General features: G+C 41.9%; 23 protein-coding genes. 18 read left to right on the top strand and 5 right to left on the bottom strand.

What is annotated here, in order from left to right; all coding sequences use genetic code 11:
* The first annotated feature begins 171 nt into the window (after window positions 1-171).
* Window positions 172-1,686: a methyl-accepting chemotaxis protein gene (locus ACN6NB_RS18700; protein ID WP_039182667.1), complete on the top strand. Its 1,515-nt coding sequence runs from the start codon at window positions 172-174 to the stop codon at window positions 1,684-1,686.
* A gap of 39 nt (window positions 1,687-1,725) precedes the next feature.
* Here the strand turns inward: ACN6NB_RS18700 and ACN6NB_RS18695 are convergent, their stop codons facing one another.
* On the bottom strand, window positions 1,726-2,709 hold the full coding sequence (locus ACN6NB_RS18695) for a Gfo/Idh/MocA family protein (RefSeq protein ID WP_327842019.1): 984 nt from the start codon (window positions 2,707-2,709) through the stop codon (window positions 1,726-1,728).
* Between the two features lie 130 nt (window positions 2,710-2,839).
* Complete coding sequence (locus ACN6NB_RS18690; RefSeq protein WP_039182663.1) at window positions 2,840-3,199, bottom strand: MerR family transcriptional regulator; 360 nt, start codon at window positions 3,197-3,199, stop codon at window positions 2,840-2,842.
* 301 nt (window positions 3,200-3,500) lie between these two features.
* Between ACN6NB_RS18690 and yidA the strand changes: the two genes are divergently transcribed.
* On the top strand, window positions 3,501-4,313 hold the full coding sequence (gene yidA / locus ACN6NB_RS18685; protein ID WP_039182661.1) for a sugar-phosphatase: 813 nt from the start codon (window positions 3,501-3,503) through the stop codon (window positions 4,311-4,313).
* Between the two features lie 37 nt (window positions 4,314-4,350).
* Here yidA and ACN6NB_RS18680 read toward each other — a convergent pair whose 3' ends face one another.
* The gene (locus ACN6NB_RS18680; RefSeq protein ID WP_144493846.1) at window positions 4,351-5,358 is read right to left on the bottom strand and encodes a helix-turn-helix transcriptional regulator; all 1,008 of its coding nucleotides are present in this window, start codon (window positions 5,356-5,358) and stop codon (window positions 4,351-4,353) included.
* Window positions 5,359-5,487: 129 nt separating this feature from the next.
* On the opposite strand from ACN6NB_RS18680, the gene ACN6NB_RS18675 reads away from it, so the two are divergent.
* The 3 genes from ACN6NB_RS18675 to ACN6NB_RS18665 all read left to right on the top strand — a co-directional run bounded on the left by ACN6NB_RS18675 (window position 5,488) and on the right by ACN6NB_RS18665 (window position 8,657).
* Entirely contained in the window at window positions 5,488-6,195 is a 708-nt protein-coding gene (locus ACN6NB_RS18675; protein WP_474253532.1) for a class I SAM-dependent methyltransferase, read from the top strand.
* Window positions 6,192-7,289: a saccharopine dehydrogenase family protein gene (locus ACN6NB_RS18670; protein WP_474253531.1), complete on the top strand. Its 1,098-nt coding sequence runs from the start codon at window positions 6,192-6,194 to the stop codon at window positions 7,287-7,289. Before ACN6NB_RS18675 ends, ACN6NB_RS18670 begins: the two co-directional genes overlap by 4 nt.
* A 96-nt stretch (window positions 7,290-7,385) precedes the next feature.
* Complete coding sequence (locus tag ACN6NB_RS18665; RefSeq protein WP_144491644.1) at window positions 7,386-8,657, top strand: MFS transporter; 1,272 nt, start codon at window positions 7,386-7,388, stop codon at window positions 8,655-8,657.
* A 166-nt stretch (window positions 8,658-8,823) separates the two neighbouring features.
* On the opposite strand, the gene ACN6NB_RS18660 is transcribed toward ACN6NB_RS18665, so the two are convergent.
* Window positions 8,824-10,647 (bottom strand): acyltransferase family protein, encoded by a 1,824-nt coding sequence (locus ACN6NB_RS18660; RefSeq protein WP_474253530.1) that lies wholly within the window; start codon window positions 10,645-10,647, stop codon window positions 8,824-8,826.
* A 239-nt stretch (window positions 10,648-10,886) separates the two neighbouring features.
* Between ACN6NB_RS18660 and ACN6NB_RS18655 the strand changes: the two genes are divergently transcribed.
* From ACN6NB_RS18655 to ACN6NB_RS18605, 11 genes are all read left to right on the top strand, one after another.
* Window positions 10,887-11,762: an aldose 1-epimerase family protein gene (locus ACN6NB_RS18655; RefSeq protein WP_126682516.1), complete on the top strand. Its 876-nt coding sequence runs from the start codon at window positions 10,887-10,889 to the stop codon at window positions 11,760-11,762.
* Window positions 11,763-11,821: 59 nt separating this feature from the next.
* Entirely contained in the window at window positions 11,822-12,766 is a 945-nt protein-coding gene (locus ACN6NB_RS18650) for a sugar-binding transcriptional regulator (protein ID WP_144489789.1), read from the top strand.
* 84 nt (window positions 12,767-12,850) lie between these two features.
* Window positions 12,851-13,522, top strand: coding sequence for a deoxyribose-phosphate aldolase (gene deoC / locus ACN6NB_RS18645; RefSeq protein ID WP_039182640.1), 672 nt, complete (start codon window positions 12,851-12,853; stop codon window positions 13,520-13,522).
* A 166-nt stretch (window positions 13,523-13,688) separates the two neighbouring features.
* Window positions 13,689-14,870, top strand: a complete 1,182-nt coding sequence (locus tag ACN6NB_RS18640; protein WP_039182637.1) for a NupC/NupG family nucleoside CNT transporter — start codon at window positions 13,689-13,691, stop codon at window positions 14,868-14,870.
* A 34-nt stretch (window positions 14,871-14,904) separates the two neighbouring features.
* The gene (locus tag ACN6NB_RS18635) at window positions 14,905-16,206 is read left to right on the top strand and encodes a pyrimidine-nucleoside phosphorylase (protein WP_039182634.1); all 1,302 of its coding nucleotides are present in this window, start codon (window positions 14,905-14,907) and stop codon (window positions 16,204-16,206) included.
* A gap of 181 nt (window positions 16,207-16,387) precedes the next feature.
* The gene (locus ACN6NB_RS18630; RefSeq protein ID WP_080772274.1) at window positions 16,388-16,831 is read left to right on the top strand and encodes a MarR family winged helix-turn-helix transcriptional regulator; all 444 of its coding nucleotides are present in this window, start codon (window positions 16,388-16,390) and stop codon (window positions 16,829-16,831) included.
* A 13-nt stretch (window positions 16,832-16,844) separates the two neighbouring features.
* Window positions 16,845-17,483, top strand: coding sequence for a nitroreductase family protein (locus ACN6NB_RS18625; protein WP_039182629.1), 639 nt, complete (start codon window positions 16,845-16,847; stop codon window positions 17,481-17,483).
* A gap of 25 nt (window positions 17,484-17,508) precedes the next feature.
* Entirely contained in the window at window positions 17,509-17,802 is a 294-nt protein-coding gene (locus ACN6NB_RS18620) for a putative quinol monooxygenase (RefSeq protein ID WP_144489791.1), read from the top strand.
* A gap of 189 nt (window positions 17,803-17,991) precedes the next feature.
* On the top strand, window positions 17,992-20,373 hold the full coding sequence (locus ACN6NB_RS18615; RefSeq protein ID WP_144516197.1) for an immune inhibitor A domain-containing protein: 2,382 nt from the start codon (window positions 17,992-17,994) through the stop codon (window positions 20,371-20,373).
* Between the two features lie 205 nt (window positions 20,374-20,578).
* Window positions 20,579-20,833 (top strand): ORF6C domain-containing protein, encoded by a 255-nt coding sequence (locus ACN6NB_RS18610; RefSeq protein WP_039182618.1) that lies wholly within the window; start codon window positions 20,579-20,581, stop codon window positions 20,831-20,833.
* A 5-nt stretch (window positions 20,834-20,838) separates the two neighbouring features.
* Window positions 20,839-21,210, top strand: coding sequence for a DUF1304 domain-containing protein (locus ACN6NB_RS18605; RefSeq protein ID WP_034281380.1), 372 nt, complete (start codon window positions 20,839-20,841; stop codon window positions 21,208-21,210).
* 35 nt (window positions 21,211-21,245) lie between these two features.
* Here the strand turns inward: ACN6NB_RS18605 and ACN6NB_RS18600 are convergent, their stop codons facing one another.
* The gene (locus ACN6NB_RS18600) at window positions 21,246-21,410 is read right to left on the bottom strand and encodes a hypothetical protein (protein ID WP_003214630.1); all 165 of its coding nucleotides are present in this window, start codon (window positions 21,408-21,410) and stop codon (window positions 21,246-21,248) included.
* Between the two features lie 258 nt (window positions 21,411-21,668).
* On the opposite strand from ACN6NB_RS18600, the gene ACN6NB_RS18595 reads away from it, so the two are divergent.
* Window positions 21,669-22,325 (top strand): type 1 glutamine amidotransferase domain-containing protein, encoded by a 657-nt coding sequence (locus ACN6NB_RS18595; RefSeq protein ID WP_144516199.1) that lies wholly within the window; start codon window positions 21,669-21,671, stop codon window positions 22,323-22,325.
* Window positions 22,326-22,465: 140 nt separating this feature from the next.
* Entirely contained in the window at window positions 22,466-23,593 is a 1,128-nt protein-coding gene (locus tag ACN6NB_RS18590) for a hypothetical protein (protein WP_474253529.1), read from the top strand.
* The last annotated feature ends 17 nt before the right edge of the window (window positions 23,594-23,610 follow it).

Genomic DNA, 23,610 nt, shown 5'->3' with positions numbered 1-23,610 from the left:
CCAAATCCAACATATGAAATCCCATGAAAAAATAAACATTTGCCTTCATTATGACATAAACAATTGTCTGTTTTTGTCGATATATCTTTTGTATTACTAAAGTCCTAATAAAGAATTGTTTATAACTGTAAAATATTTCAAAAACGTAAGAGTTGAAAGGAGTTATGAAAGATGTTTAAGAGAAAAGGAAATGATTCATCGTCTGAAATCCTTCTGAGTGAAAGCAGCCAATTAATAGAAAAAATCGAAAAAGGAGACCTTTCAGCAAGACTAGACACTGCTGCATTCTCTTCAAGCCAAACGATAGAAGCGGTAGCGCAAATTAATGAAGCTTTGCAAAAGATGCAAGAAGCAAATGAAAATATTCAAATGAGGGTGGAATTAGTGACAAAAGCCATTAAAGTTGGCTTATGGGATATGGTCGTCATCGCTGGAGACCCGGTCAATCCAAAAAATGAATTTACATGGACGGATGAATTCCGCAAAATGCTAGGCTTTCAAAATGAGCACGATTTTCCAAATCTATTAGACAGCTGGGCATCTCGAATACATCCGGATGAACAAGAATATACATTAGATGCATTTGCTTCGCATTTATTGGACCATTCGGGGCGTACGCCGTATGATATCGAATATCGCTTAAAGTTAAAAAACGGAGATTATCGCTGGTTCAAAGCAACTGGAACGACCGTTCGTGATCGAAATGGTGTCCCTCTTCGTGTGGCGGGAGCACTTTTTGATATTCATGATCAGAAATTGAAAGAAGAAGAGCTGCAAGCATTCGTCACAAGATATGACTTAATCAACCGTGCGCTTGTCGAAGCTCCTTGGGACATGGTGGTAGAGGCCGGCGATCCAGTCAATCCAAATAACGAATTCTGGTGGTCTCCGCAGTTCAGATCAACTCTTGGCTTTACGGATGAAAAAGATTTCCCGAATGTTCTGAGCAGCTGGAGCGATCGTCTGCATCCTGAGGATCAAGAAATGGCTCTCCAAGCTTTTGCAGATCATTTAAATGACCACTCAGGCCGCACACCATTCGACATTGATTACAGATTACAGAGTAAAAATGGTGAGTACCGCTGGTATCATGCGGGTGGTGAAACCATTCGTGATGAAAAAGGTGTTCCTCTTCGTGTGGCAGGAACTATTCGTGACATCACGTTAGAAAAAAACAAAGAGAAAACAGCGGATGAAATGGCTTCACAAGTAGAACAGCTTTCAAGTTCTATTAGCGAGATGGTATCGGGCATTAGCTCTGTGACAAATCAAGCACAGGAGCTTGCTGTTGCTCAAGAGCAGTCAACGTCTGCCGCCCACTTAGCAAAAAATAGTGCAGATGAGACGAAAAATATTTCTGACTTAATCAAAGAAGTGGCGAACCAAACGAACCTGCTTGGTCTAAATGCTGCGATTGAAGCAGCTAGAGCTGGTGAACAGGGACGTGGATTCTCTGTCGTTGCAGATGAAGTGCGAAAGCTGGCGCTGCATAGTGCCAATGCAACGGAAAATATCGAATCTAGTTTAACGGATATGAAAACACAAATTGATGAAATTCTTGAAAATATCTCGAATATGACAGCTCTTACGCAAACTCAGGCTGCTTTAACAGAGCAGGTGAACGCTGCAGTCGATGAAGTGAATCACATGTCTCAGCGTCTTGTGGCGTATTCAAAGAGTATTTAATCGTCAAAAACCGCCCTCTCGTCGAAGGCGGTTTTTTCATTAAAATTGATCTGCTGGGAAAACAATACCTGCATCTTTTCTTGCAGCGTCAAGGACTTTCATCACGGAGAGACTTTCATCAAGCCATGCATAGCATTGTTCGTGATTTTCTGTTTCAATAATATGCTGGAAAGCTTCAGCCTCATAAAACAGACGGTTTGGATTCGGTTGTGCATTGAGTGAGACGACCCTATCATCAACATGCAGCAGCACTTCCTCGCACCCATTCGCCCCATTTTTCACATGAATGAAGCCTTTTTCTCCTTGAATCAATGCAAAGTTCATGCTGCTTGTATCCTTACTGCCCACACTTGTCGCAATAAAATCATTGTAAGTGAACGTCAAAACACCAGATGTGTCAATACCGTTTGGATGGCGGTTTGCCTGATATCGGACCTGCTCTGGTGATCCAAAGAGATTCATGATGAAATGGACATTATAGATATTAATATCCATCAGCGCTCCTCCAGAGAACGCAGGGTTAAAGACATTTGGCGTTTCGCCGGCTAGTAGCTGATTATATTTGCTTGAATATTGACTATAATTGCATTGAACCAGTTTGATTTTACCTAATTGATGAAGATGCTTTTTGATTAAATGATAGTTTGGCATATGAACGGTCGTAATGGCTTCAAATAGGAGAAGCTGCTTTTCCTTTGCTAGAGCGATTAAGGCTTCCAGCTCTTTAACATTTGAGGTGAAAGGCTTTTCGCATATCACATGTTTTCCGTGTTTCAATGCAGCCGTTGCATGCTCGCTATGTAAACGATTCGGTGACGCGATATAAACGGCTTCTACGTGAGGATCTTCTAGCATAGCGGTAAGATCCGTATAAGTTGTCTGCACCCCAAATTTGTCTGCGAGCTTCTTTGCCGTTTCTTCCTTTCTTGAATAGACAGCGTGGCAAGAAGCACCTTCGAGCTGGTCAATGGCTTGCAGGAAGCCTTCCACAATGATACCTGATCCAATGGTTGCGATGTTCATTCTCCAAAACCCCTTCCACTCGTTTAAGCTGTCTCTAGTATAACCGATGTTCTCATTGGACGTGTAATGAGATACCTGAGCGAAGGTGTGCCAGTGACCAAGACCGGCACCCCTTTGGTAGCCCTTACAATCAGCTGATGTTTGCTAATGTTTGCTTTGTTAACAATTGAATAGCTGCCTTCCTTTTTTTTAACTCTTGAATAGAGTGTTGAATATCTTCGACTTTTTGCTCGAGCAGCTGTTCAGCTTCTGTTTTTGACTGTTTTTCGAAAAGTGATTTGATAATTTCACGAATTTCTTTAAGGGAGAAATCTAGCTTTCTCGCTTCGGTGATAAATGATAGCATGAGTACATATTTTTTATCATATAGACGATAGCCGTTATGCGCTCTTTTGGGCTCTGGAAGCACCCCTTCATTTTCGTAAAAACGAATGGTTTCAATATGTACTCCAGACATCTTTGACAATTTACCTCTCGTAAACGTAATCATTCCCTGCACCTCCTTTCTTTGCTATCCATCATACAATTAGATTTGCTAGTTTCAAAACATTCTATAGTGCTAAACAATTGGTCTATTTTACTTGTTGTAAATGGGGGATCAGCACGATGAATAGAATACGTTATAATAGAGTAGACTCATGTGATATTTGTTACAGATATGAACAAGTAGACAGCGTGAAGAAAAAACGATAGGCTAAAATAGGTAAATAGTAATGAAATAACCTGTCATCATGGGAATGGTGGCTCAAAATAGTGACAGCACGTTTTTGCTGAGAAAAGGGGACCAGTGAATGTATAAATTAGTCGCAATTGATATGGATGGTACGTTATTAAATGATCAACATATGGTGCCGGATGAAGTGTTTGAAGCCATTCAACAGGCAAAGGCAGAAGGAATTAAAATTGTTTTATGTACAGGCCGGCCAATTGGCGGGGTAAATCGCTATTTAACTGATCTTCAGCTTGATCAAGAGGGAGATTATGTGATCGCCTATAATGGAGCGCTTGTTCAAAACAGCCATACAAATGAAGTGGTGTCAGAGCTGACATTATCCTATGATGACTTAACTTCTTTATATGAATTGAGCCGTCAGCTGGATACACCGATGCATTATTTCGATTCGGCCAATTTATACACACCGAATCGCGATATTAGTGAATACACAGTGCATGAAGCCTATTTAACAAAGCTGCCGCTGAAATATATGCCTGTTGAAGAGGCAGATTCATCGATGAGACTTCCGAAAATGATGTATATTGATCAGCCAGAACGTTTGGAAAAAACGATACAAGCCATCCCGTCTGAAGTGAAGGAAAAGTATATGATGGTGAAAAGTACAGATTTCTTCCTTGAAATCCTGCATCCTGATGTGAGTAAGGGAAATGCTGTGAAGCTTCTAGCGAAGGAGCTGGGAATTCCTCGTGAAGAAGTCATGGCCATTGGTGACAACGGGAACGACATATCAATGGTAGAGTTTGCAGGCTGCGGCGTCGCTATGGGAAATGCCATTGATGATGTCAAAGCTGTAGCAGATGTTGTAACAAAATCTAATAATGAAGCCGGAGTAGCACATGTGCTGCATGAGCTGGTTTTAGGAAAATAAAAAGAGAGAGCGGTCTACCAGTGCGGTAGCCGCTTTTTTATATATTGGAGAAAAAGTAAACAAGCATACGTCTGCTACTTAAATTCGTCTTTTGCAGCATCGCTTTCACATGATCATGAACGGTATGGGGTGAAATAAATAACGTGCTCGCAATTTCCTTTGTCGACTGGCCCTTTAATAAGCAGTCGAGGACGTTCATTTCTCTTTCTGTCAGTCTGTACGTTTTCGCCGCATAAGGAAGGATATCATTTGTTTGAGCTCGTTTGATGTGAATCATGACAGCCTCCTCCTGCCTGTCAGCCTGCGCTAATCGAAAGGCTTGAAGAGAGAGGAACAACCCCGTAGGCAATCTCGTCATGCTTGCCGGTGTTTGCTCAATACCGCCGTATAAAAGTTTTGCCCCTAATGCTCTAAACGGGCGTGGCATGATCGCCCTGTCATGGATTTGTTCAAAGGCTTGAAACGTCTGAAGCCAATGAAGACCTGTCTCATTTCCATAAAGAAGGTTGTAATCGTGCGAAAGAATAAGGAAGCCTTGTTGCTCCGCCGCCGCGTCTTCTTCAGTATCTCTTTTCTTGAAAAGTTCATCTCTTAGCTTGGCTGCGAGTCTGGGCGTTTGTTCGATGACCGCTTGGATATCTTTTTCTTGAAAAGGTTCCTTGTCCTTTAGACGATAGAGGCTGGCAATCCCCCAGCATTCCCCTTGAATCACAAGAGCTGCCCGCAATTCATCAGACCATCCTTTAGGTAACAAAATATTTTGATAGCGCTCACTGCTAAGGTATTCTCCGCTTTGGACTAGGCTCGCAGCATGAACAGGGCCTTTGGCTAGAAACTCATGCTGATGTACGTCCCTTTTTAAAAACTCATTTTGAAACAGCTGGTCATGAATTTCTTCAATCGGTTCATCTGTGAAGGAACCTGTCGAGAGGAGAGTGGCTGGATCAATGGTCGTGATACAGGCGGCATCAAAATCAAGGACGGCAGCAAGTTCGTCCCGAATGTGTTGTCTCAGCTGCTGAAAATGAGTGGCTGGATTGGTCACATGATCTCCTCCTCAAAAATCCCCACTTTTAGGGATCGTGTTTTCTGTTGTCTCTTTTTACAATAAAGATGTCATATCTTTAGTGTACAGGAAACGATGGAAAGCGGAAAGGAACTGGAGGAGAAGGACATGAAAGAAAACCAGCATTGGCACGATCCTGTTGCTGAGTCATATGCAGCGACGATTTCACATAAAGTACCCGGCTATCACCTTTTGCATGAGTTAACAGTAGATGTATTAGAAACTGAAATAAAGAAAGCGGGCTCTCGTATTCTAACTGTCGGAGCAGGTGGGGGCGAAGAGATCATCAACATGTTACAAAGAAAAGAAGACTGGCTCATCACAGGGGTCGATCCGTCACCTTCTATGCTGGACATGGCGAAACAACGAGTTGCACAGCTAGAAATGGAGGCGCGTGTCACATGGCATGAGGCCTCATTAGATAAGGTTTCAGCTGAACCTGTTTACGATGCAGCAGTGAGCTTGCTTGTCATTCATTTTATAGAAAAGCGCCAGCTCTTTTTAAACGAGTTTGCCCGCAGGCTTCAACCAGAAGCACCGTTTATGTTGGCATTTATACAAGGCGAGATGAAGTCTCATGCATTTCAACAGGAGCTTCACATGCTCTCTCTTTTCATGCAGCGGCAAGGCCTAGAAAAAGAGGTGTTTACGTCCTTTAAAAACAGGCTGGGACAGACGACACACCCTGTTCCCGAGGAAGAAATAAAAGCGCAATTAATCAAAGCAGGATTTGAAGACATCAGACCTTATTTTCAGGCAGGAATGATCAAAGGGCTTGTTTGCAAGCGGAATCGTAGAGAGGCGGATGAGAAATGAGAACACAGGTGATGGTGATAGGCGGCTATGGACATGTTGGACAGCAAATATGTCTTCAGCTAAGTGAAGTGTATCCCGGTCAAATTGTTGCAGCAGGCAGAAGCTATGAGAAGGCAGAGAAATTTTCACGCCAGACAAAAGGGAAGGTTCTTCCCTATCAACTTGATGTCAGTGAGCCGTTATTTTCGGACTGGGTGGATCACACAAAGCTGGTGATCATGTGTCTCGATCAAGAAGACACGTCATTTGCTGAAACAGTTCTGCAGTCAGGTATTGATTATATAGATATCTCTGCGAAAGGGGCGTACATGGAACAGGTGGCAAAGCTGGATCAGCAGTACATCGGTGCAACGGCTTTACTCAGTGTTGGGCTTGCGCCTGGCCTTACGAATTTATTGGCAGCAAAAGCATCATCTATGCTCTCATCAGTGAATCAAATAGATATAGGGATTATGCTTGGATTGGGTGATCAGCATGGAAAAGCCGCCATTGAATGGACGCTTGACAATGTCCATACTGACTATGTGCTTACTGAGCAACATCAACGTAAAAGAGTCAAAAGCTTTACTGGAGGAAAGCGTATAGATTTTGGGGTGAAACTTGGAAAGAGGAAAGCCTATCAGTTCCCCTTCTCTGATCAGCAGACATTGCCTTTGACACTCAGCGTGCCTTCTGTGACGACAAGGCTTTGTTTTGATTCTCGCGCGGCAACGCGGGCATTTGCCTTCACAAGGAGTCTTGGAATGACGTCACTTCTCACTGTTCCGAAAATCAAGGGAAGAGCCATTTCCATGATTCAATCGGCTCAAATGGGAACAGATCAATATGCAGTGAAAGTGGAGGCGACAGGAATGGAGAGGAACAAGATTCATCAAGCAGCGCTTGGAATAAAAGGGCATGATGAGTCTCAAGCCACAGCTCAAGTCGCCTCTGCTGCAGCACTACATTTATTGAGCAGGCGGTTTCAGACAGGTGTGTTTCATATCGAACAATTATTTTCATTAGCGTATGAGAATGGAGAATTTGCGTTGGTGGATCAAAAAACAAAGGAAAAGCGTGTGTTAGCGCTGAAAGCCAGCCTTTTAACCGCATAAAAGAATACGAACATAGGGTAATTCAAATTGAGGGTTGTAGACGGGAATGATAAAAAGGTTACGTTTTGCAAATAAATTTCAAGCGGGTGTTTACAAGTGTTAAATACAGAACAAGATATCATTAAGAATTATATAGATTCACCCCAAAAATTGAAAAAATTATATAAACGAGTATTGTTCGTTGTTAGTTTATCGCAAATATTTGGAGGGGCTGGACTAGCCGCAGGGATTACGGTAGGTGCCCTTTTAGCTCAACAAATGCTTGAAACGGAAGCCTATGCAGGAGTGCCAATGGCTTTATTTACTTTGGGGTCGGCTTGGGCAGCTTTCATTGTAGGAAAACTTTCACAACGTTATGGACGACGCATCGGTTTATCGACAGGTTTTGTTGTTGGAGGGATCGGAGCAATTGGCGTTGTGATTGCAGCTATGATAAATAGTGTCATTTTATTATTTGCATCGCTCTTCATTTACGGTGCGGGAACAGCCACAAATTTACAAGCTCGTTATGCTGGGACTGACTTAGCGAACTCTAAACAACGTGCAACGGCCATTAGTATGACAATGGTCATGACAACATTTGGGGCTGTAGCAGGTCCGAATTTAGTTGAAATGATGGGTAAATTCGCTGTATCAATTGGTGTTCCATCACTTGCGGGTCCCTTTATTTTATCAGCCGCAGCATTTATTGTAGCAGGTCTTGTCCTTTTTATTCTGCTGCGTCCTGATCCGTTAGTTATTGCTCAAAGAATAGCAGCTTACAAAGCAAAACATGAGCATGGAAATCAACCAGATGCTGTTGATAAAAAAATAGATAAAAAAGGGATTACAGTAGGTGCCACGGTTATGATCTTAACTCAAATTGTCATGGTTGCACTCATGACCATGACACCGGTACATATGCAGCATCATGGTTATGGATTAGCCGAAGTGGGAATTGTTATTGGTTTTCATATAGGTGCAATGTATCTTCCTTCACCTATCACGGGTGTACTCGTAGATAAATTAGGACGAACAACTATGAGCATAGCGTCGGGCATAACATTGTTACTTGCTGGTTTATTAGCAGCATTCGCACCAAGTGATTCAATGATTCTATTAATCATTGCTCTGTCTTTACTTGGATTGGGATGGAACTTTGGTTTAATTAGTGGTACTGCTCAAATAGTTGATTCTACAGAACCATCAACCCGGGCCAAAATCCAAGGAACACTCGATGTTTTTATTGCGTTAGCAGGTGCTGCTGGCGGTGCTCTTTCAGGAATGGTAGCTGCGAATACGAGTTATGCGACATTATCTTTAAGCGGAGGAATTTTATCTTTATTTCTCATACCTGCAATAGTTTGGTCCTTTAAAAGTAAAACATAATGCAGCTCCGTGCTGCATAAGCTCCTGCAATCCATCACAAAAAAAGACATGACGCCCCATCATGGGAGAGCATGTCTTTTTTTCATCTTCCATAAAAATACGTTTTGCTTCATAGTAGAGCACCTGCACAAATTTCTTCACATTGACAAGCTGGATGCTTGTTTTTTTATGATGATGTCGACACATCCCCTTTTTTCTTGATGCTCGCTGTGATGAGCTGTGTCAATGTGTCAGAACCTTTTTTTGAAAGATGGACACCATCGGGCTGGAAATAGGATGGTTGTCCAGTAGCGGCTGAATGCCAATCAACCAAGGTGACATTTTGATCTTGATCTGCCACTCGCTGAATTACCGCATTCACATCATTTTCCCATGACCTCGGGACCCTCGTATTCACTAGGAAAATATGTGCCTTTGAAAAGTTTTGAATGAATGCTGTCAGCGTGTCCTCAGTAAAATAACCATTTGTGCCAAGTTCAATGATAACAGCGGCATCAGATTGATTAAATGATTTGTATTGAGGGGCGATGCTGATGGCTTCGTTCATCTGTCTGCCAACTTTCCCATCGATGGTGATCTGTTTATATGCTTTTTCAAGATTCGGCGCAATGTCTAACATGACAGAATCACCAATGGCAAGAATTTGGTGAAATTGTTTTTGATCAGCTGCTTTTTTCTCGTGCTTTTCTTTCTTTTTCTTCGCTTTTGATTCCGATGGTTCGGCTGTTTTTTTCGGTGCTGTCTTAATTTGCGTCACTTCCTTCACATGTGGGGAGGAAGTGGACGAGCTAGACATGCCAATGATAAATAAGATCAAAAGAGCTGCAGTGATTCCCAGGAACACCTTATTAGATGTAGACCATTGTTTGATTCCTTTTTTCCAAATAGACCAAGAGGCAAAATATTGTCTAAAGCCATGCTGGCGGATTGGCTGTTCAATGAAGCGATAGGAAGCCTCAGCAACTAGTAAAATGGCGATGAGCTGCAATGTGACACGCGCGATGGAAGGCTGTCCAATTTCAATGACCGGTGTGGTCAGAACGATAATGGGATAATGCCACAGATAAATACCATAAGATCGCTTACCAAGCCAGACGAGCGGCTGAAAGGACAGCCATTTCCCGATAAGACTTGCAGGGTGGCAGACGCACGCAATTAAGATGGCCGCATTCAGACAGAATAAAAGCATGCCGCCCTGATAGAGAAAGGCATCAAAATCGTCCACTGCATAAACACAAAGAAGGAAAATCGCAAACGAACCGAACCCGGCAATATGTAAAATACGTCTGCCAACAGGAAGTAATTTCTTGCTGGATAGTCTTTGCATAGGCCACACAAATGCCAGACTGCACCCAATCAGGAGCGCAAATGCACGAGTATCTGTTCCATAATAAACCCTGCTTGGATCGGTATCTGGTGAATAAAGAATCGCCATCCATAGGGCGGAGACAAGTGCTAGGCCAAAGGTGATCATAGGCAGATGAGATCTGTTTTTTACCCATTTCAGCCCTGCAATCAACAGGACCGGCCAAATGATATAAAATTGCTCTTCAATTGCCAAAGACCACAAATTTTTCAGTGGAGATAGAGCATTGAAGCTATCAAAATATGAAAGCTCGTGAAAAATATACCACCAGTTACTGACATAAAAAAAGGACGATATGGCATCGCCACGAATGGACAATAATGCGTTTGAACCTGCAATCGCGCACCAGCTGACGGTTATAAAAATCATGATGTAAGCAGCTGGAAGAAGCCTCCTGATCCGTCCCATCCAAAATGGCAAAAGCTCTTGATAGCCTAAATCCTGCTTATGTAACAAGATCGTTGTAATCAAGTAACCAGAAATGACAAAAAATAAATCAACGCCAAGAAACCCGCCGCTTGCGGGTCCGATATGTAAGTGATAAGCAATGACTGCCAATACAGCAACGGCTCTTAGTCCATCTAATCCTAAAATATAACGAAAACGATTTTCCTTGCTGTTCATGAAAATGAATCCCCCATCAATGTCAAACGCTTCTTTTTGTTGTTCATTCAAAAGAGCAACGATTCTTTTATTTTATATAAAATTAGACGAATCAGCATTACATTTTGTTGGCGAATTTCTGTCTTTTTTTAAAATTTTTTCATACGAAAAAAGAATTGGTGGGTGAAGAGATGTCGAATTTGATACTCAAAACCAAAATCCCTGTCATAATAAAAGAAGAAGGAAAGGGGATGTGTTGAATGAGAACGATCGAAAATGATCAGTTATTGGTTCAGATTCATGAAAAGGGAGCGGAAGTCAGGGAGGTGCTTGACAAGAAAAGCGGGCGTCACTATATGTGGTCTGGTGATCCAGCTTATTGGGGCAGGGTGTCGCCTGTCTTGTTTCCGATTGTTGGGCGATTAATGAATGATCAATACAAGATTGACGATCAAACCTTCGAGCTCACGCAGCATGGATTTTTGCGTGATGTCAATTTTGATTTATATGAAGAAACGGCGCATACGGTGGCCTTTCAATATGAATCAAGAGGCCGGCACGTGAAGCAATACCCGTATGAATTTACAGCACGTATTCGTTATGAACTATTAGAAAATGGACTGAAGATTTCCTGGGAAATTGATCATGACGGAGATGATACGATGTATTTCTCCATTGGAGGGCACCCAGCATTTCGTGTTCCTCTTGTTGAAGGTGAGCAAGCAGCAGATTATTCACTCACATTGACACCTTCGACTGAACATCTCCCTGTGCAATATGAACTGCGGAATTCACTTGTCAGAGAGAAAGGAAAAGGCATTGAGATTGAGCCGATCCAGCTTCGACCAGAGCTTTTTCAGCATGATGCGATGATCTTTAGCCATATCAATCGAGTGTCTTTGACTTCTAGGGCAGGTCACGGAGTTGAGGTCGATCTCACTGGTTTTCCGTTCGTGGGCATTTGGTCGCCTTATGATCAAGAAAAAGGAACGATGGCTCCTTTTGTTTGTATTGAGCCGTGGTATGGCATCGCCGATATGGAAGGAACAAATGGGCAGTATAAAGAGAAGTTTGGCATTCAAACGTTAGAAAAGAATGAGACCTTTCATGCCGCTTATACCGTTTTCTTCAAATGAACATTTGTGCATGATGAGGTGAACAATTTGTTATGATAGAAGAAAAAGGGGGCGTATGAATGGATCGAGAGAAACAACAGCTGAGTATTGAAGCGGCAAGGCTTTACTATTTGTCTGATTACAGCCAGCAGGAAATTGCCAAGCAGCTCAACTTGTCGAGACCGACTGTATCTCGGCTGCTTCAATATGCGAAAGAGAAGGGATACGTCCAGATTACGGTGATGGATCCGTTTGAGGATTTAAACGAGCTTTCTTCATTGCTCAAGGAAAAATATGACCTGCTCGAAGCTCATGTGGTGTTTTCGCCAAAAGACGACTATCCAACCATCACCGATTATTTGAGCCGATTTGGTGCAGATTACTTGCAAGAGACGGTGAAAGACGGTGATATCGTTGGCGTGAGCTGGGGAACGACTATGTATCAAATTGCACAAAAGATGCAACCTAAACAGGTAAAAGGTGTAGAGGTTGTCCAGCTCAAGGGCGGAATCAGCCATTCTCATGTGAATACATATTCTGCGGAAACCATTCAGTTGTTTGCTGAGGCCTTTCAAACAGCACCGCGCTATTTGCCGCTTCCTGTTGTATTTGATAGTGCTGCTGTCAAGGAAATGGTTGAGCAGGACAGACACATTCAGCGAATTATTGAAATGGGCAAGCAGGCGAATATCGCTGTGTTTACTGTTGGAACGGTAAGAGATGAGGCACTTTTGTTTAGACTAGGTTATTTCCGTGAAGAAGAAAAAGCGCTCCTCAAGGCATCCGCTGTCGGAGACATTTGCTCGCGTTTTTATGATCAAGATGGACGCATTTGCAGTGAAGCCATTAACAATCGCACAATTGGCGTGGAGCTAGATGATCTAAGGACAAAAGAACGATCCATCCTTGTCGCTGGCGGTCATCGAAAGGTGGCTTCTATACACGGTGCACTAAGAGGGAAATATGCGAATGTATTGATCATCGATCAGCACACGGCGAGGGCTCTTTTAAATGTCACAAAATAGATGAACAAAATTTCATAACCATGTTTACAATTGTTCATCCGTCATATATGATGAAAGTATCATAATTAAAAGGAAGTGTGAAGCATGACGATAGCAAAGCTCATTGATCATACAGCACTAAAACCAGATACATCTAGAGCTGCAATTATGCAGTTACTTGAAGAAGCAAAGACTCATCAATTTGCATCTGTTTGCGTGAACCCAACTTGGGTATCTCTTGCGTCGAAAGAACTAGCAGGAACAGGTGTTGATGTATGTACAGTCATCGGTTTCCCGTTAGGCGCAAACACAACAGCGGTGAAAGCATTCGAAACAAAGGATGCGATTGAAAACGGTGCAACAGAAGTGGACATGGTCATCAATGTTGCCGCATTGAAAGACGGCGAATATGATGTGGTTGAACAAGATATTCGTGCAGTTGTAGACGCAGCAAAAGGCAAAGCATTAGTGAAAGTTATCATTGAAACATGTTTACTTACTGATGAGGAAAAAGTCAAAGCTTGTGAGCTTTCAGTGAAAGCGGGCGCTGATTTTGTGAAAACATCGACTGGATTTAGTACAGGCGGTGCAACAGCTGAGGACATCGCATTAATGCGTAAAACAGTAGGACCTGACATCGGTGTGAAAGCATCAGGCGGCGTGAGAACAAAAGAAGACGTTGAGGCAATGACAGCTGCAGGTGCTACCCGTATTGGCGCAAGTGCAGGCGTTTCCATTATCAAAGGGGATCAATCATCTCCTTCGAAAGACTATTAATTCATACGATCCTATGGTAGGATAACATTCATGACTCATAAATGATGAAAAAGTCATATGCGGAAGGACCTCTCTTCTGGGAATTTCTTCCGCGTTTTGTTTACGAAATAGGGTTTGTTCCATACAAGCGCATTAATGTAAACGAATTCATTCAAGGAGGAAAAACATGAAATACGTGATTGGTATCATCGGTTTGCTAGTGATTCTGGCCATTGCATGGCTGGCTAGTAATGGGAAAAAACGAGTGAAATTCCGTCCAGTAATTGTCATGATTGTACTGCAATTTATTTTAGGTTATATTCTGCTCAATACAGGTGTTGGAAACTTCCTAGTCGGAGGCTTTGCAAAAGGATTCCAAATGCTTCTAGGCTATGCCGGCGAAGGAATCAACTTTGTATTTGGCGGGTTAATGAATGATAAAGCGTCTACTTTCTTCATCAATGTTTTACTGCCGATCGTCTTTATCTCGGCGTTAATCGGTATCCTGCAGCATTGGCGTATTCTTCCGCTTATCGTACGTGGAATCGGATATTTGCTTAGTAAAGTAAACGGTATGGGAAAACTAGAATCTTACAACGCAGTAGCGTCTGCGATTTTAGGTCAATCAGAAGTCTTTATTTCTATTAAGAAACAACTTGGATTATTACCACAGCAGCGTCTTTATACATTATGTGCATCTGCAATGTCGACGGTTTCGATGTCGATTGTTGGTGCGTACATGCAAATGATTAAACCAGAGTACGTGGTTACAGCACTTGTGCTGAACCTATTTGGTGGATTTATTATCGCATCGATCATCAATCCATATGAAGTGTCTAAGGACGAAGACATGCTTGAAGTCGTTGAGGAAGAAAGACAATCCTTCTTCGAAATGCTTGGCGAATACATTATGGATGGTTTCAAAGTAGCGATTGTTGTTGCTGCAATGTTGATTGGATTCGTTGCATTAATTGCGATGATTAACGGTATCTTTACAGCTGCCATCGGTGTTTCTTTCCAAGATGTACTTGGATATGTCTTTGCTCCATTTGCGTTCATTGTTGGTGTTCCTTGGAGCGAAGCGGTACAAGCAGGAAGCATTATGGCGACCAAAATGGTATCGAACGAATTTGTGGCAATGCAAATTCTATCCGGTGATGCTTTCCAATTCAGTGCTCGTACAGAAGCGATCATTTCTGTATTCCTTGTATCATTTGCGAACTTCTCTTCTATCGGTATCATTGCTGGAGCAGTCAAAGGCTTAAACGAAAAGCAAGGGAACGTTGTCGCACGCTTTGGATTAAAGCTGTTATTCGGTGCAACTCTTGTCAGCTTCTTAACAGCAGGCGTTGTCGGTTTAATTTTCTAATTTTCTAATTTAAAAAAAGGAATGGTGAAAAACAATGAGAATGGTAGATATCATTGCGAAAAAACGTGACGGAAAAGAATTATCTTCAGAGGAAATTTCTTTCTTTGTCAAAGGTTATACGGACGGAACAATTCCTGACTACCAAGCAAGTGCCTTGGCTATGGCAATTTTCTTCCAAGATATGACGGATCAAGAACGTGCAGACTTAACACTCGCTATGGCGAACTCAGGAGATACAATTGACCTGTCTGCTATTGAGGGTATTAAAGTAGATAAGCACTCAACAGGCGGTGTAGGTGATACAACTACGCTTGTACTCGCTCCTCTTGTTGCGGCACTAGATGTACCTGTTGCGAAAATGTCTGGGCGCGGCCTTGGGCATACAGGCGGTACAGTGGACAAGCTTGAAGCGGTCAAAGGCTTCCACGTAGAAATTACAAAAGACGAATTCATCGAGCTCGTGAACCGTCATAAAGTAGCGGTCATTGGCCAATCAGGCAACCTGACACCAGCTGATAAAAAGCTGTATGCTCTTCGTGATGTGACAGGAACTGTTAACTCAATTCCGCTTATTGCAAGCTCCATTATGAGTAAGAAAATTGCTGCTGGTGCAGATGCGATTGTACTCGATGTGAAAACAGGCGCAGGTGCTTTCATGAAAACACCAGAAGACTCAGAGAAGCTTGCAAAAGCCATGGTGCGCATCGGAAATAACGTAGGCAGACAAACGATGGCGGTCATCTCTGACATGTCCCAGCCGCTAGGATTAGCGATTGGAAATTCCCTTGAAGTGAAAGAAGCGATTGATACGCTTCGAGGCGAAGGTCCTGAAGACTTAAACGAGCTTGTGCTCACATTAGGAAGTCAAATGGTCGTTCTTGCGAAAAAAGCAGACACACTTGATGAAGCAAGAGAAAAGCTGATTGAAGTGATGAAAAACGGCAAAGCACTTGAGAAATTCAAGGAATTCTTAGAAAACCAAGGTGGAGACAGCTCCATTGTGGATCAGCCTGAAAAACTGCCGCAAGCACCTTACAAAATCGAAGTGCCTGCAAAAGAGTCAGGTGTCGTAGCTGAAATCGTCGCGGACGAAATCGGTGTTGCAGCGATGATTCTTGGAGCAGGACGCGCAACAAAAGAGGACGATATCGACCTATCTGTCGGCATCATGCTGAACAAAAAAGTAGGCGATCGTGTTGAAAAAGGAGATTCACTTGTGACTCTGCATGCGAATCGAGAAGATGTTGCAAATGTCATGGAGAAAATTTATGACAACATCCGCATCGCTGATCATGCCGATGCACCAACTTTGATCCACACAGTCATTACTGAATAAAGAAAAAGGACAAAAGTGATTCGTCGCTTTTGTCTTTTTTTATGCTCGTCTTTTTCTATTGAAATAAAAAAATTCACTTTATGAAACAAACCTCTTGCAATCATCAAACAATGGGTGTATATTAATTGACGAGTCAATGATTGATATATCAAGTAATTGATTTCCGAATAGAAAAGAGGGGATGGCATTGACTGCATTTTGCTCTGAAGAGGCAGAGGTATTATATCGTTTGCAGTGCGTGAACCGTATGATGGGCGTGAAGTTCGAAGCATGCACGGGCATCAGCCAATCAAGACTTGAGTTGTTATCGCTGTTATTCCAAGCCGATGAAATCAGCCAATCAGATTTGCAGAAAAAAGTAAATATTGATAGTGCAGCTGTGACGCGTCACTTGAAACAGTTAGAAACAAAAGGAATGGTCACACGCAGAAGAAAACCAGAAGACAATCGAGTCACACTTGTTCGCTTAACAGACGAAGGCAGAACAAGAATCGAAGCTTCTAAAATAGAAAAAGAACGATTTATCTCAGAAATGCTTGAAAACGTAAGTGAAGAAGAACGAAGGCTTCTCACTGATGTGCTCATCCGTATACAACAAAACATCGAAAAGATTCAAACAACCTAAAGGAGTGTTACACATGGCTACAACATTAAAAACAAACGATTTTATGGAAATTATGAAAGGGCGCCGCTCTATTCGTAACTATGATCCATCTGTGAAAATCAGCAAAGAAGAAATGACAGAGATTTTAGAAGAAGCAACAACTGCACCATCATCAGTGAATGCACAGCCTTGGCGCTTCATGGTGATTGACAGCCCAGAAGGGAAAGAAAAGCTTGCACCACTTGCAAAATTCAACCAAACACAAGTGTCAACATCAGCAGCTGTCATTGCAGTATTTGCAGATATGAAAAGCGATGAATACTTAGAAGAAATTTACTCAAAAGCAGTAGAGCATGGCTACATGCCGCAAGAAGTGAAAGAAAGACAAATTGCTGCATTAACTGCACACTTTGAAGTTCTTCCAGAGCAAGTGAATCGCGAAACAATTTTAATTGACGGTGGGATTGTGTCTATGCAGCTTATGCTTGCTGCACGTGCACACGGTTATGATACAAATCCAATTGGCGGATATGATAAAGAAGTAATCGCTGAAACATTTGGCTGGGATAAAGAACGTTATGTACCAGTCATGCTGCTATCAATTGGGAAAGCAGCTGACGAAGGCTATGCATCTTACCGTTTACCGGTTGATCGTATTGCTGAGTGGAAATAATATCTTTTCAAAAGGAGACGATCAAATGATTATTATTCATGCTGGGATGACCATTCATCCAGAAAAAGAAAACGTATTTTTAGAAGAAATCAACGAATTAATGCAAGCTTCACAGGCTGAAGAAGGCAATGTTTCCTACAAGCTGTTCAAGGATACAGATAAGGAAAATACCTTTTTAATGGTAGAAGTGTGGAAAGATGACGCTGCGGTTCAGAGCCATAATGCAAGTGCTCATTTCCAGGCTTTCGTAGCGAAGGCAAAAGAATTCTTAGCCGCTCCACTTGACGTGGTTGCCTTTCAAGGTCAGCAGCTTTCATAGAAAAACAACAAACACCCTAGGCGGTTATCGCCTAGGGTTCTTTTATTTTCGACATATGGTTCCACCTATTTCATTCACGTATTGTGCATTTTCCACAAAATTTCTGAAAATAAAATGTTTTTCGACTTAACTATATTGGAATATGCTAGAATTAGATATTATTTATTACCAAAATAGGGAGGAACCAATATGAAACAAGGGAAATGGACGAAAATTGCACTAACCGCTGTCCTAAGTTTAGGAACATTGACAGCTTTCAGCACCCCTCTATCTGCCCACACCACAGAAAAATCAACATCCTCTGATGGCGGTCATTATTCAGGTATTCCATTTGACTCAAGTGTCGTAAATGAAGACCGTCTCGTCAAAGCCTTGAAAAAACAAGGAAAGATCAAAAAGAATGCCAATGAGGCAGAAACCCAAAAAGCATTAAAGAACTATCTAAAGAAAAAAGAAGAATCGGCAATGAAACAAAGTGCCAGCACTTTAACAGAAGAGCCTGAATTCCTCAAAGAATACAAACAAGAGGTACATAACAAACTTGCCAAAAAGAAAAAGTTAAAGAAGCATAAAGGAAAAGAAGGCAATCAAGTAAAACCGGTCAAAAAGGAAAAGTATAAAGGTGACGTCCGCAATGATAAGGTATTGGTTTTATTAGTAGATTTTAAAGATTATAAGCATAATAGTATCAAAAAAGAAGAGACTGATATGTATTATGACAAGTTTGATCAACAGCATTATCAAGATATGCTTTTCGGAAAAAATGGCTACATCGGTCCAGATGGGAAACGAAAAGTATCCATGAAGCAATATTATGAAAAGCAGTCCGGCGGCAGTTACACAGTTAGTGGAACAGTTGCAGGATGGTATACAGCGAAGCATGAAGCAGCTTATTATGGCGGGAACGTACCTGACGATTCAGGCAGTGACGGCAGACCGCGCGAATTGGTAAAAGAAGCACTCGAAGCAGCAGCCAAAGATCCGAATGTTGATCTCGGCGAGTATGATCAATGGGACCGCTATGATATTGATGGCGACGGTGTTTATAACGAGCCAGACGGCATCATTGACCATCTGATGGTCGTTCACGCCGGTGTTGGTGAAGAAGCAGGCGGCGGACAACTTGGCGCTGATGCGATTTGGTCACACCGCTGGTCACTTGGTGATGTATTTGAAATTCCGGATACTGAATCTGAAGTCGGACAAGGCGGGAAAATAGGCGCATTGGATTACACCATTGAGCCTGAAGATGGCGCAGCAGGTGTGTTTACACATGAATTCGGACATGATCTTGGTCTTCCTGACGAGTACGATACACAGTACACAGGCAACGGAGAGCCCGTTTCTTACTGGTCGATCATGTCAAGCGGAAGCTGGGCAGGTAAAGTGCCTGGCACGGAACCAACAGGCTTTAGCCCATATGCGAAAGAAATGCTTCAAAATCTGCATGGGGGCAACTGGCTTTCTGGACAAACCATCGATGGTAAAACATTAAAGAAAAGCAAAACCGTCTTAATTGATGAAGCAGCAACAAAAGGAACGAACCATGACGCCGTTCGAGTCGATTTACCAGATAAAGAGATTGTCGTTACGACACCTGCTCAAGGAAAATATTCGTACTTCAGCGGAACGGGTGACAATTTGAATGCAACTATGACGACAACAGGTATTGATTTGTCAAAAGGAAGCAAAGCAGAGCTGACATTTAAAGCATGGTACGATATTGAAGAAGATTATGATTATGCGTATGTCGAAGTGCGTGAAACAGGGACTGATCAATGGAAGACCATCGCGGGTAACATCACGAATAATCGAAATGAAGCAGGTGCAAACGAAGGCAATGGCATCGATGGAAAATCAGACGGCTGGGTAGATGCATCCTTTGACCTGTCTGCTTATGCAGGGAAGAAAATCGACCTGCAATTCCGTTACACAACCGATGCAGGCTATTCACTTCCAGGTTTATTTGTAGATGATCTGAACGTCAAAGCAGATGGAACGAACGTATGGTCAGATGATGCCGAGGATACATCTACTTTTACCTTTAATGGATTCTCAAAATCTAATGGAAAACAATATGCAGCACAATACTATTTACTAGAGTGGCGCTCTTATGCTGATGTCGATAAAGGCTTAAAGCATATTAAACGCGGTGCAAGTCTGATGAGCTATAATAACGGTTTGGTCGTGTGGTTAGTCGATCAATCATACAGTGATAACTGGGTTGGAAAGCATCCGGGGAACGGCTTCCTTGGCGTAGTAGATGCAGATCAGCAAGTATTAAAATGGAGTGACGGTTCTATTGCCGCCACAGGCTTCCAAGTACATGATGCAGCATTCTCTTTGAATCCAAGTACGAAGCTGAATATCGATTATACAGCAACAACGGGCTTAACTTTGCAAGATCGCTACATTCGCCCGACTCGTACATTTAGTGATAAAAAGAACTATGTGAATCCAAATAACCCAGATGCAGGACGCGATGTACCGAACTATGGATTATCCTTTAAAGTCGTTGGACAAAGTAAGGATCGTTCTGTTGGAAAGGTGTTAATTTCGAAAAGTAACTAAATAGAAAGCCGGATTCTACTATTGAATTCGGCTTTTTGATATGTGAGAAAAGGATTATAAGGACACGATTTGGTTTTTAACCGAATGTCTGTTCTTTTTTATTTTGATATCCGAATGAAACCATTATATAATAGAGCCTGGAAGGTTTTTCTTTCAACCATGATTCTTTTAGCTGTTAAAACAAAGGAAAGGATGAGCGTTACCAATGAGTTATGTCACTGCCAAGCAATTAAAGGTGATTCGAGGGACGATGCAGACTTTTTGCAGCCATTTGGAGTATGATGGTCATGGTAAGCTTCATATCAATACCATCATGGCTTTTATTAAAAAGGAATTCGGCGTGAGAAAAATGAAAGACATTCCACAAAGTCGCTTTACAGAAGCGCTAGAATTAATACAAGACTTCGATTTATACACGGACAAAATAGAGATTCGTGACCGTCTATCAGAAAGGAATTAACTAAATTGAATATTTTAGCAATGATTTTAGTAGGAATTGTCGCATTAGAACACATTGTCATCATGTTATTAGAAATGTTTTTTATGGAATCAAAGATGGCGAAGAGATCTTTTAAGCTGCCAGAACACTTGCAAAAAGATCCAAATGTCAAAGTGATGTTTGCTAATCAGGGGCTTTATAACGGGTTTTTAGCAGCAGGACTCATTTGGGGACTCATTCTTGGATCGAATACCGTTGGATATATGATTCAGCTATTTTTCATTCTTTGTGTCATCATCGCAGCAGTATTTGGCGGTGTAACATCCAATAAATCAATTATCATCAAACAAGGAGTACCAGCGCTTCTTGCATTAATTGCACTGATGCTGGCGATCTAATCTTAAAATAAAGCCGCCCCTAGAAAGGGCGGCTTTTATCTTTTTCGAAGTCCCATCAAACGAATAATGGATGTCAGACAAAGGGCAACAGCAACGGCCAAAATGATTTTTCCGTACATGACCCCTGTTAGGTTCATTAAAAAGACGGCCAATATAATACAGAGCGTGATGATGATCATCACAATCGAATAGGTTTTCATCTCTTTTTCCACTCCTTTAAAAATCCCCTCATGTGACACGAGAGATCTGTCAATCTTTCCTCATATTATATCACTCAATGACAATTTTACATGAAATTCCCTACCAATAGAATGTGACATATTGATTAGATTTTGAGTCATACCATATTTTTTAGAAAATCGGGTATAACATAAAGAACTGAACCGAAGTCATATTGCTTGATATTTAATTGTGCAAAATATAAAATAACCACAGGATAAATCGAAAGGATGATCAAGATGAGTAAGAAAGTGTTATTAGTATCGACAAGCAGCCCAGAAATGAATGGACATCCAACAGGCTTATGGCTAGAAGAGTTAGCAGAGCCATTTCATATTTTTAAAGAAAATGAACTAGAAGTACAAATTGTCTCTATTCAAGGTGGCACTGTACCAATTGACAAAAATTCAATTCCTGAAGGTGTCCCAGCGCAATATCAAGATGTGTATGAACGACTTCAAGACACAAAGGCGCTTACAGATGTGAATCCAGCTGATTATGACGGTATTTTCTTTGCTGGGGGACACGGCCCTATGATCGACTTTGCGTCTAATCAATTGGTGGCGGATGCGATCTTAGCGGTTTCAGATAAAAATGGTGCGATCGGAGCCGTTTGTCATGGTGTTTCAGCATTCGTTGATGTGAAGGACGAAAATGGCAAATCATTTATCGAAGGCAAAAAAATCACAGGCTTCACCAACGAAGAAGAGGAAGCCGTGCAGCTGACATCAAAGGTTCCATTTTTATTGGAAACAAAACTTCGTGAGCAGGGGGCAGCGTTTGAAAAAGGAGATACCTTTGCGCCATTTGCTGTCGTTGACGGACAAATCATTACTGGACAAAACCCAGGATCAAGTGCAGAAACAGCACGTTTGTTTGTCAAAACTATTGCATAAAACGTTCAAAAACCAGCCGTTACTCATGCGGCTGGTTTTTTTGTTATAAAAATGTCCCAAAAAAGACCAAAACAATGATTGGAATAATGGTAAAATTATCACAGGGTAAAAAACCCAAATGAGGAAAAGGGGATGTTCCTGTGAGAGCATTTTATGTCAAAATCACTGCAGCTTTACTGTCTGTTTTACTCGTCGCAACAGGTTTGTTTTCACCAGCATTAAAAGCAGAAGAAGCACCAAAATCAAGTGGGAAACGATCACCACTGACAGAAAAAGCGATTCAGCAAGTGCAAGAGTCGTTTTTAAAGCAGGATGAAGGAACCGCTATCCAACAGAAGCAAGTGAAAAAATCATTTAAAGTGATTAAGAAGAAAGGAATCAGTATCAAACGAAAAGCTGCTAAAGATGGCAAAATGCGCACGTCTGCCGTTCGCTCCATTGATGGACTAGCCATAAATCAATCGGCTGTCTTAACAGAGGACGACCCAGTTGATTTATGGTTTTTAAGCACATCTTCACCTCAGGCACTCATCAGCCGGATTACCTCTTCAAACCCTGATTATTTCGTTCAATTGTTTGTTGTTGATTATGAAACAGGACAAGCCTACCCAACGGATCTTATTCAACCGGCAGGCAGTCTGCTCGCGTTAAGCAATTTACCAGCGGGTGATTATGCGTTTGGTATTACCAGCGGTGGAGACTTTGGAGACTCATATACATTACAGGTGAATGCAAAAAACCCACCAAATTTCACAGGTGCTGAATCCCTGTCATCAACATTGCAATACTTTGTCGCTACGTATGCCAATGGGGATGTTTTCGCAAATGGTACAAAAGTATATAACAAACAATCTAAGACCGCCGATTATAAATGGGAGCGTGTATTTTACTTCTCATATGATGGAAAATATGAACAGAGAACTCATTCTGTTGACAGTGTGAAGGTGAAAAGTATTTCAGCACCAGTGTCGTACTCTGCTCCATACGCAAGTTCCTCAGAGGCCATTCTCGTCTACTTAGATGTGGAGACTTTATTTATGTATCATGAATCATCGTTTGCTAGCGGGCAGTACTACCATAGTAGCTTTGTTGATACACTTGGGAAGACGACACCAAGACGCTTAGATATTGATGATATGACAAATTACGGTGATCATATTTTAGCTGTAGATTTAAAAACAGGAAAGCCGATCGATTTCTTCAGTGTGTTGAATTTCTACTATGCTGCAGGGATCGAGAAACTGCCAACAATCAGAACGTTGAATTAAGAAAGGCGGTTGACATC

The sequence above is a fragment of the Bacillus sp. 11B20 genome, from assembly GCF_056098985.1.
Note: the sequence above shows the minus strand (reverse complement) of the source record. Positions and strands in the feature narration are given on the sequence as shown.

Coding starts and splice junctions, on each gene's coding strand:
- ACN6NB_RS18660 (WP_474253530.1), bottom strand. CDS start 10,647: ATGAACAGCAAGGAAAATCGTTTTCGTTATATTTTAGGATTAGATGGA.
- ACN6NB_RS18600 (WP_003214630.1), bottom strand. CDS start 21,410: ATGAAAACCTATTCGATTGTGATGATCATCATCACGCTCTGTATTATA.
- yidA (WP_039182661.1), top strand. CDS start 3,501: ATGTATAAATTAGTCGCAATTGATATGGATGGTACGTTATTAAATGAT.
- ACN6NB_RS18595 (WP_144516199.1), top strand. CDS start 21,669: ATGAGTAAGAAAGTGTTATTAGTATCGACAAGCAGCCCAGAAATGAAT.
- ACN6NB_RS18670 (WP_474253531.1), top strand. CDS start 6,192: ATGAGAACACAGGTGATGGTGATAGGCGGCTATGGACATGTTGGACAG.
- ACN6NB_RS18620 (WP_144489791.1), top strand. CDS start 17,509: ATGATTATTATTCATGCTGGGATGACCATTCATCCAGAAAAAGAAAAC.
- ACN6NB_RS18700 (WP_039182667.1), top strand. CDS start 172: ATGTTTAAGAGAAAAGGAAATGATTCATCGTCTGAAATCCTTCTGAGT.
- ACN6NB_RS18655 (WP_126682516.1), top strand. CDS start 10,887: ATGAGAACGATCGAAAATGATCAGTTATTGGTTCAGATTCATGAAAAG.
- ACN6NB_RS18695 (WP_327842019.1), bottom strand. CDS start 2,709: ATGAACATCGCAACCATTGGATCAGGTATCATTGTGGAAGGCTTCCTG.
- ACN6NB_RS18650 (WP_144489789.1), top strand. CDS start 11,822: ATGGATCGAGAGAAACAACAGCTGAGTATTGAAGCGGCAAGGCTTTAC.
- ACN6NB_RS18690 (WP_039182663.1), bottom strand. CDS start 3,199: ATGATTACGTTTACGAGAGGTAAATTGTCAAAGATGTCTGGAGTACAT.
- ACN6NB_RS18615 (WP_144516197.1), top strand. CDS start 17,992: ATGAAACAAGGGAAATGGACGAAAATTGCACTAACCGCTGTCCTAAGT.
- deoC (WP_039182640.1), top strand. CDS start 12,851: ATGACGATAGCAAAGCTCATTGATCATACAGCACTAAAACCAGATACA.
- ACN6NB_RS18625 (WP_039182629.1), top strand. CDS start 16,845: ATGGCTACAACATTAAAAACAAACGATTTTATGGAAATTATGAAAGGG.
- ACN6NB_RS18640 (WP_039182637.1), top strand. CDS start 13,689: ATGAAATACGTGATTGGTATCATCGGTTTGCTAGTGATTCTGGCCATT.
- ACN6NB_RS18635 (WP_039182634.1), top strand. CDS start 14,905: ATGAGAATGGTAGATATCATTGCGAAAAAACGTGACGGAAAAGAATTA.
- ACN6NB_RS18610 (WP_039182618.1), top strand. CDS start 20,579: ATGAGTTATGTCACTGCCAAGCAATTAAAGGTGATTCGAGGGACGATG.
- ACN6NB_RS18675 (WP_474253532.1), top strand. CDS start 5,488: ATGAAAGAAAACCAGCATTGGCACGATCCTGTTGCTGAGTCATATGCA.
- ACN6NB_RS18630 (WP_080772274.1), top strand. CDS start 16,388: ATGGCATTGACTGCATTTTGCTCTGAAGAGGCAGAGGTATTATATCGT.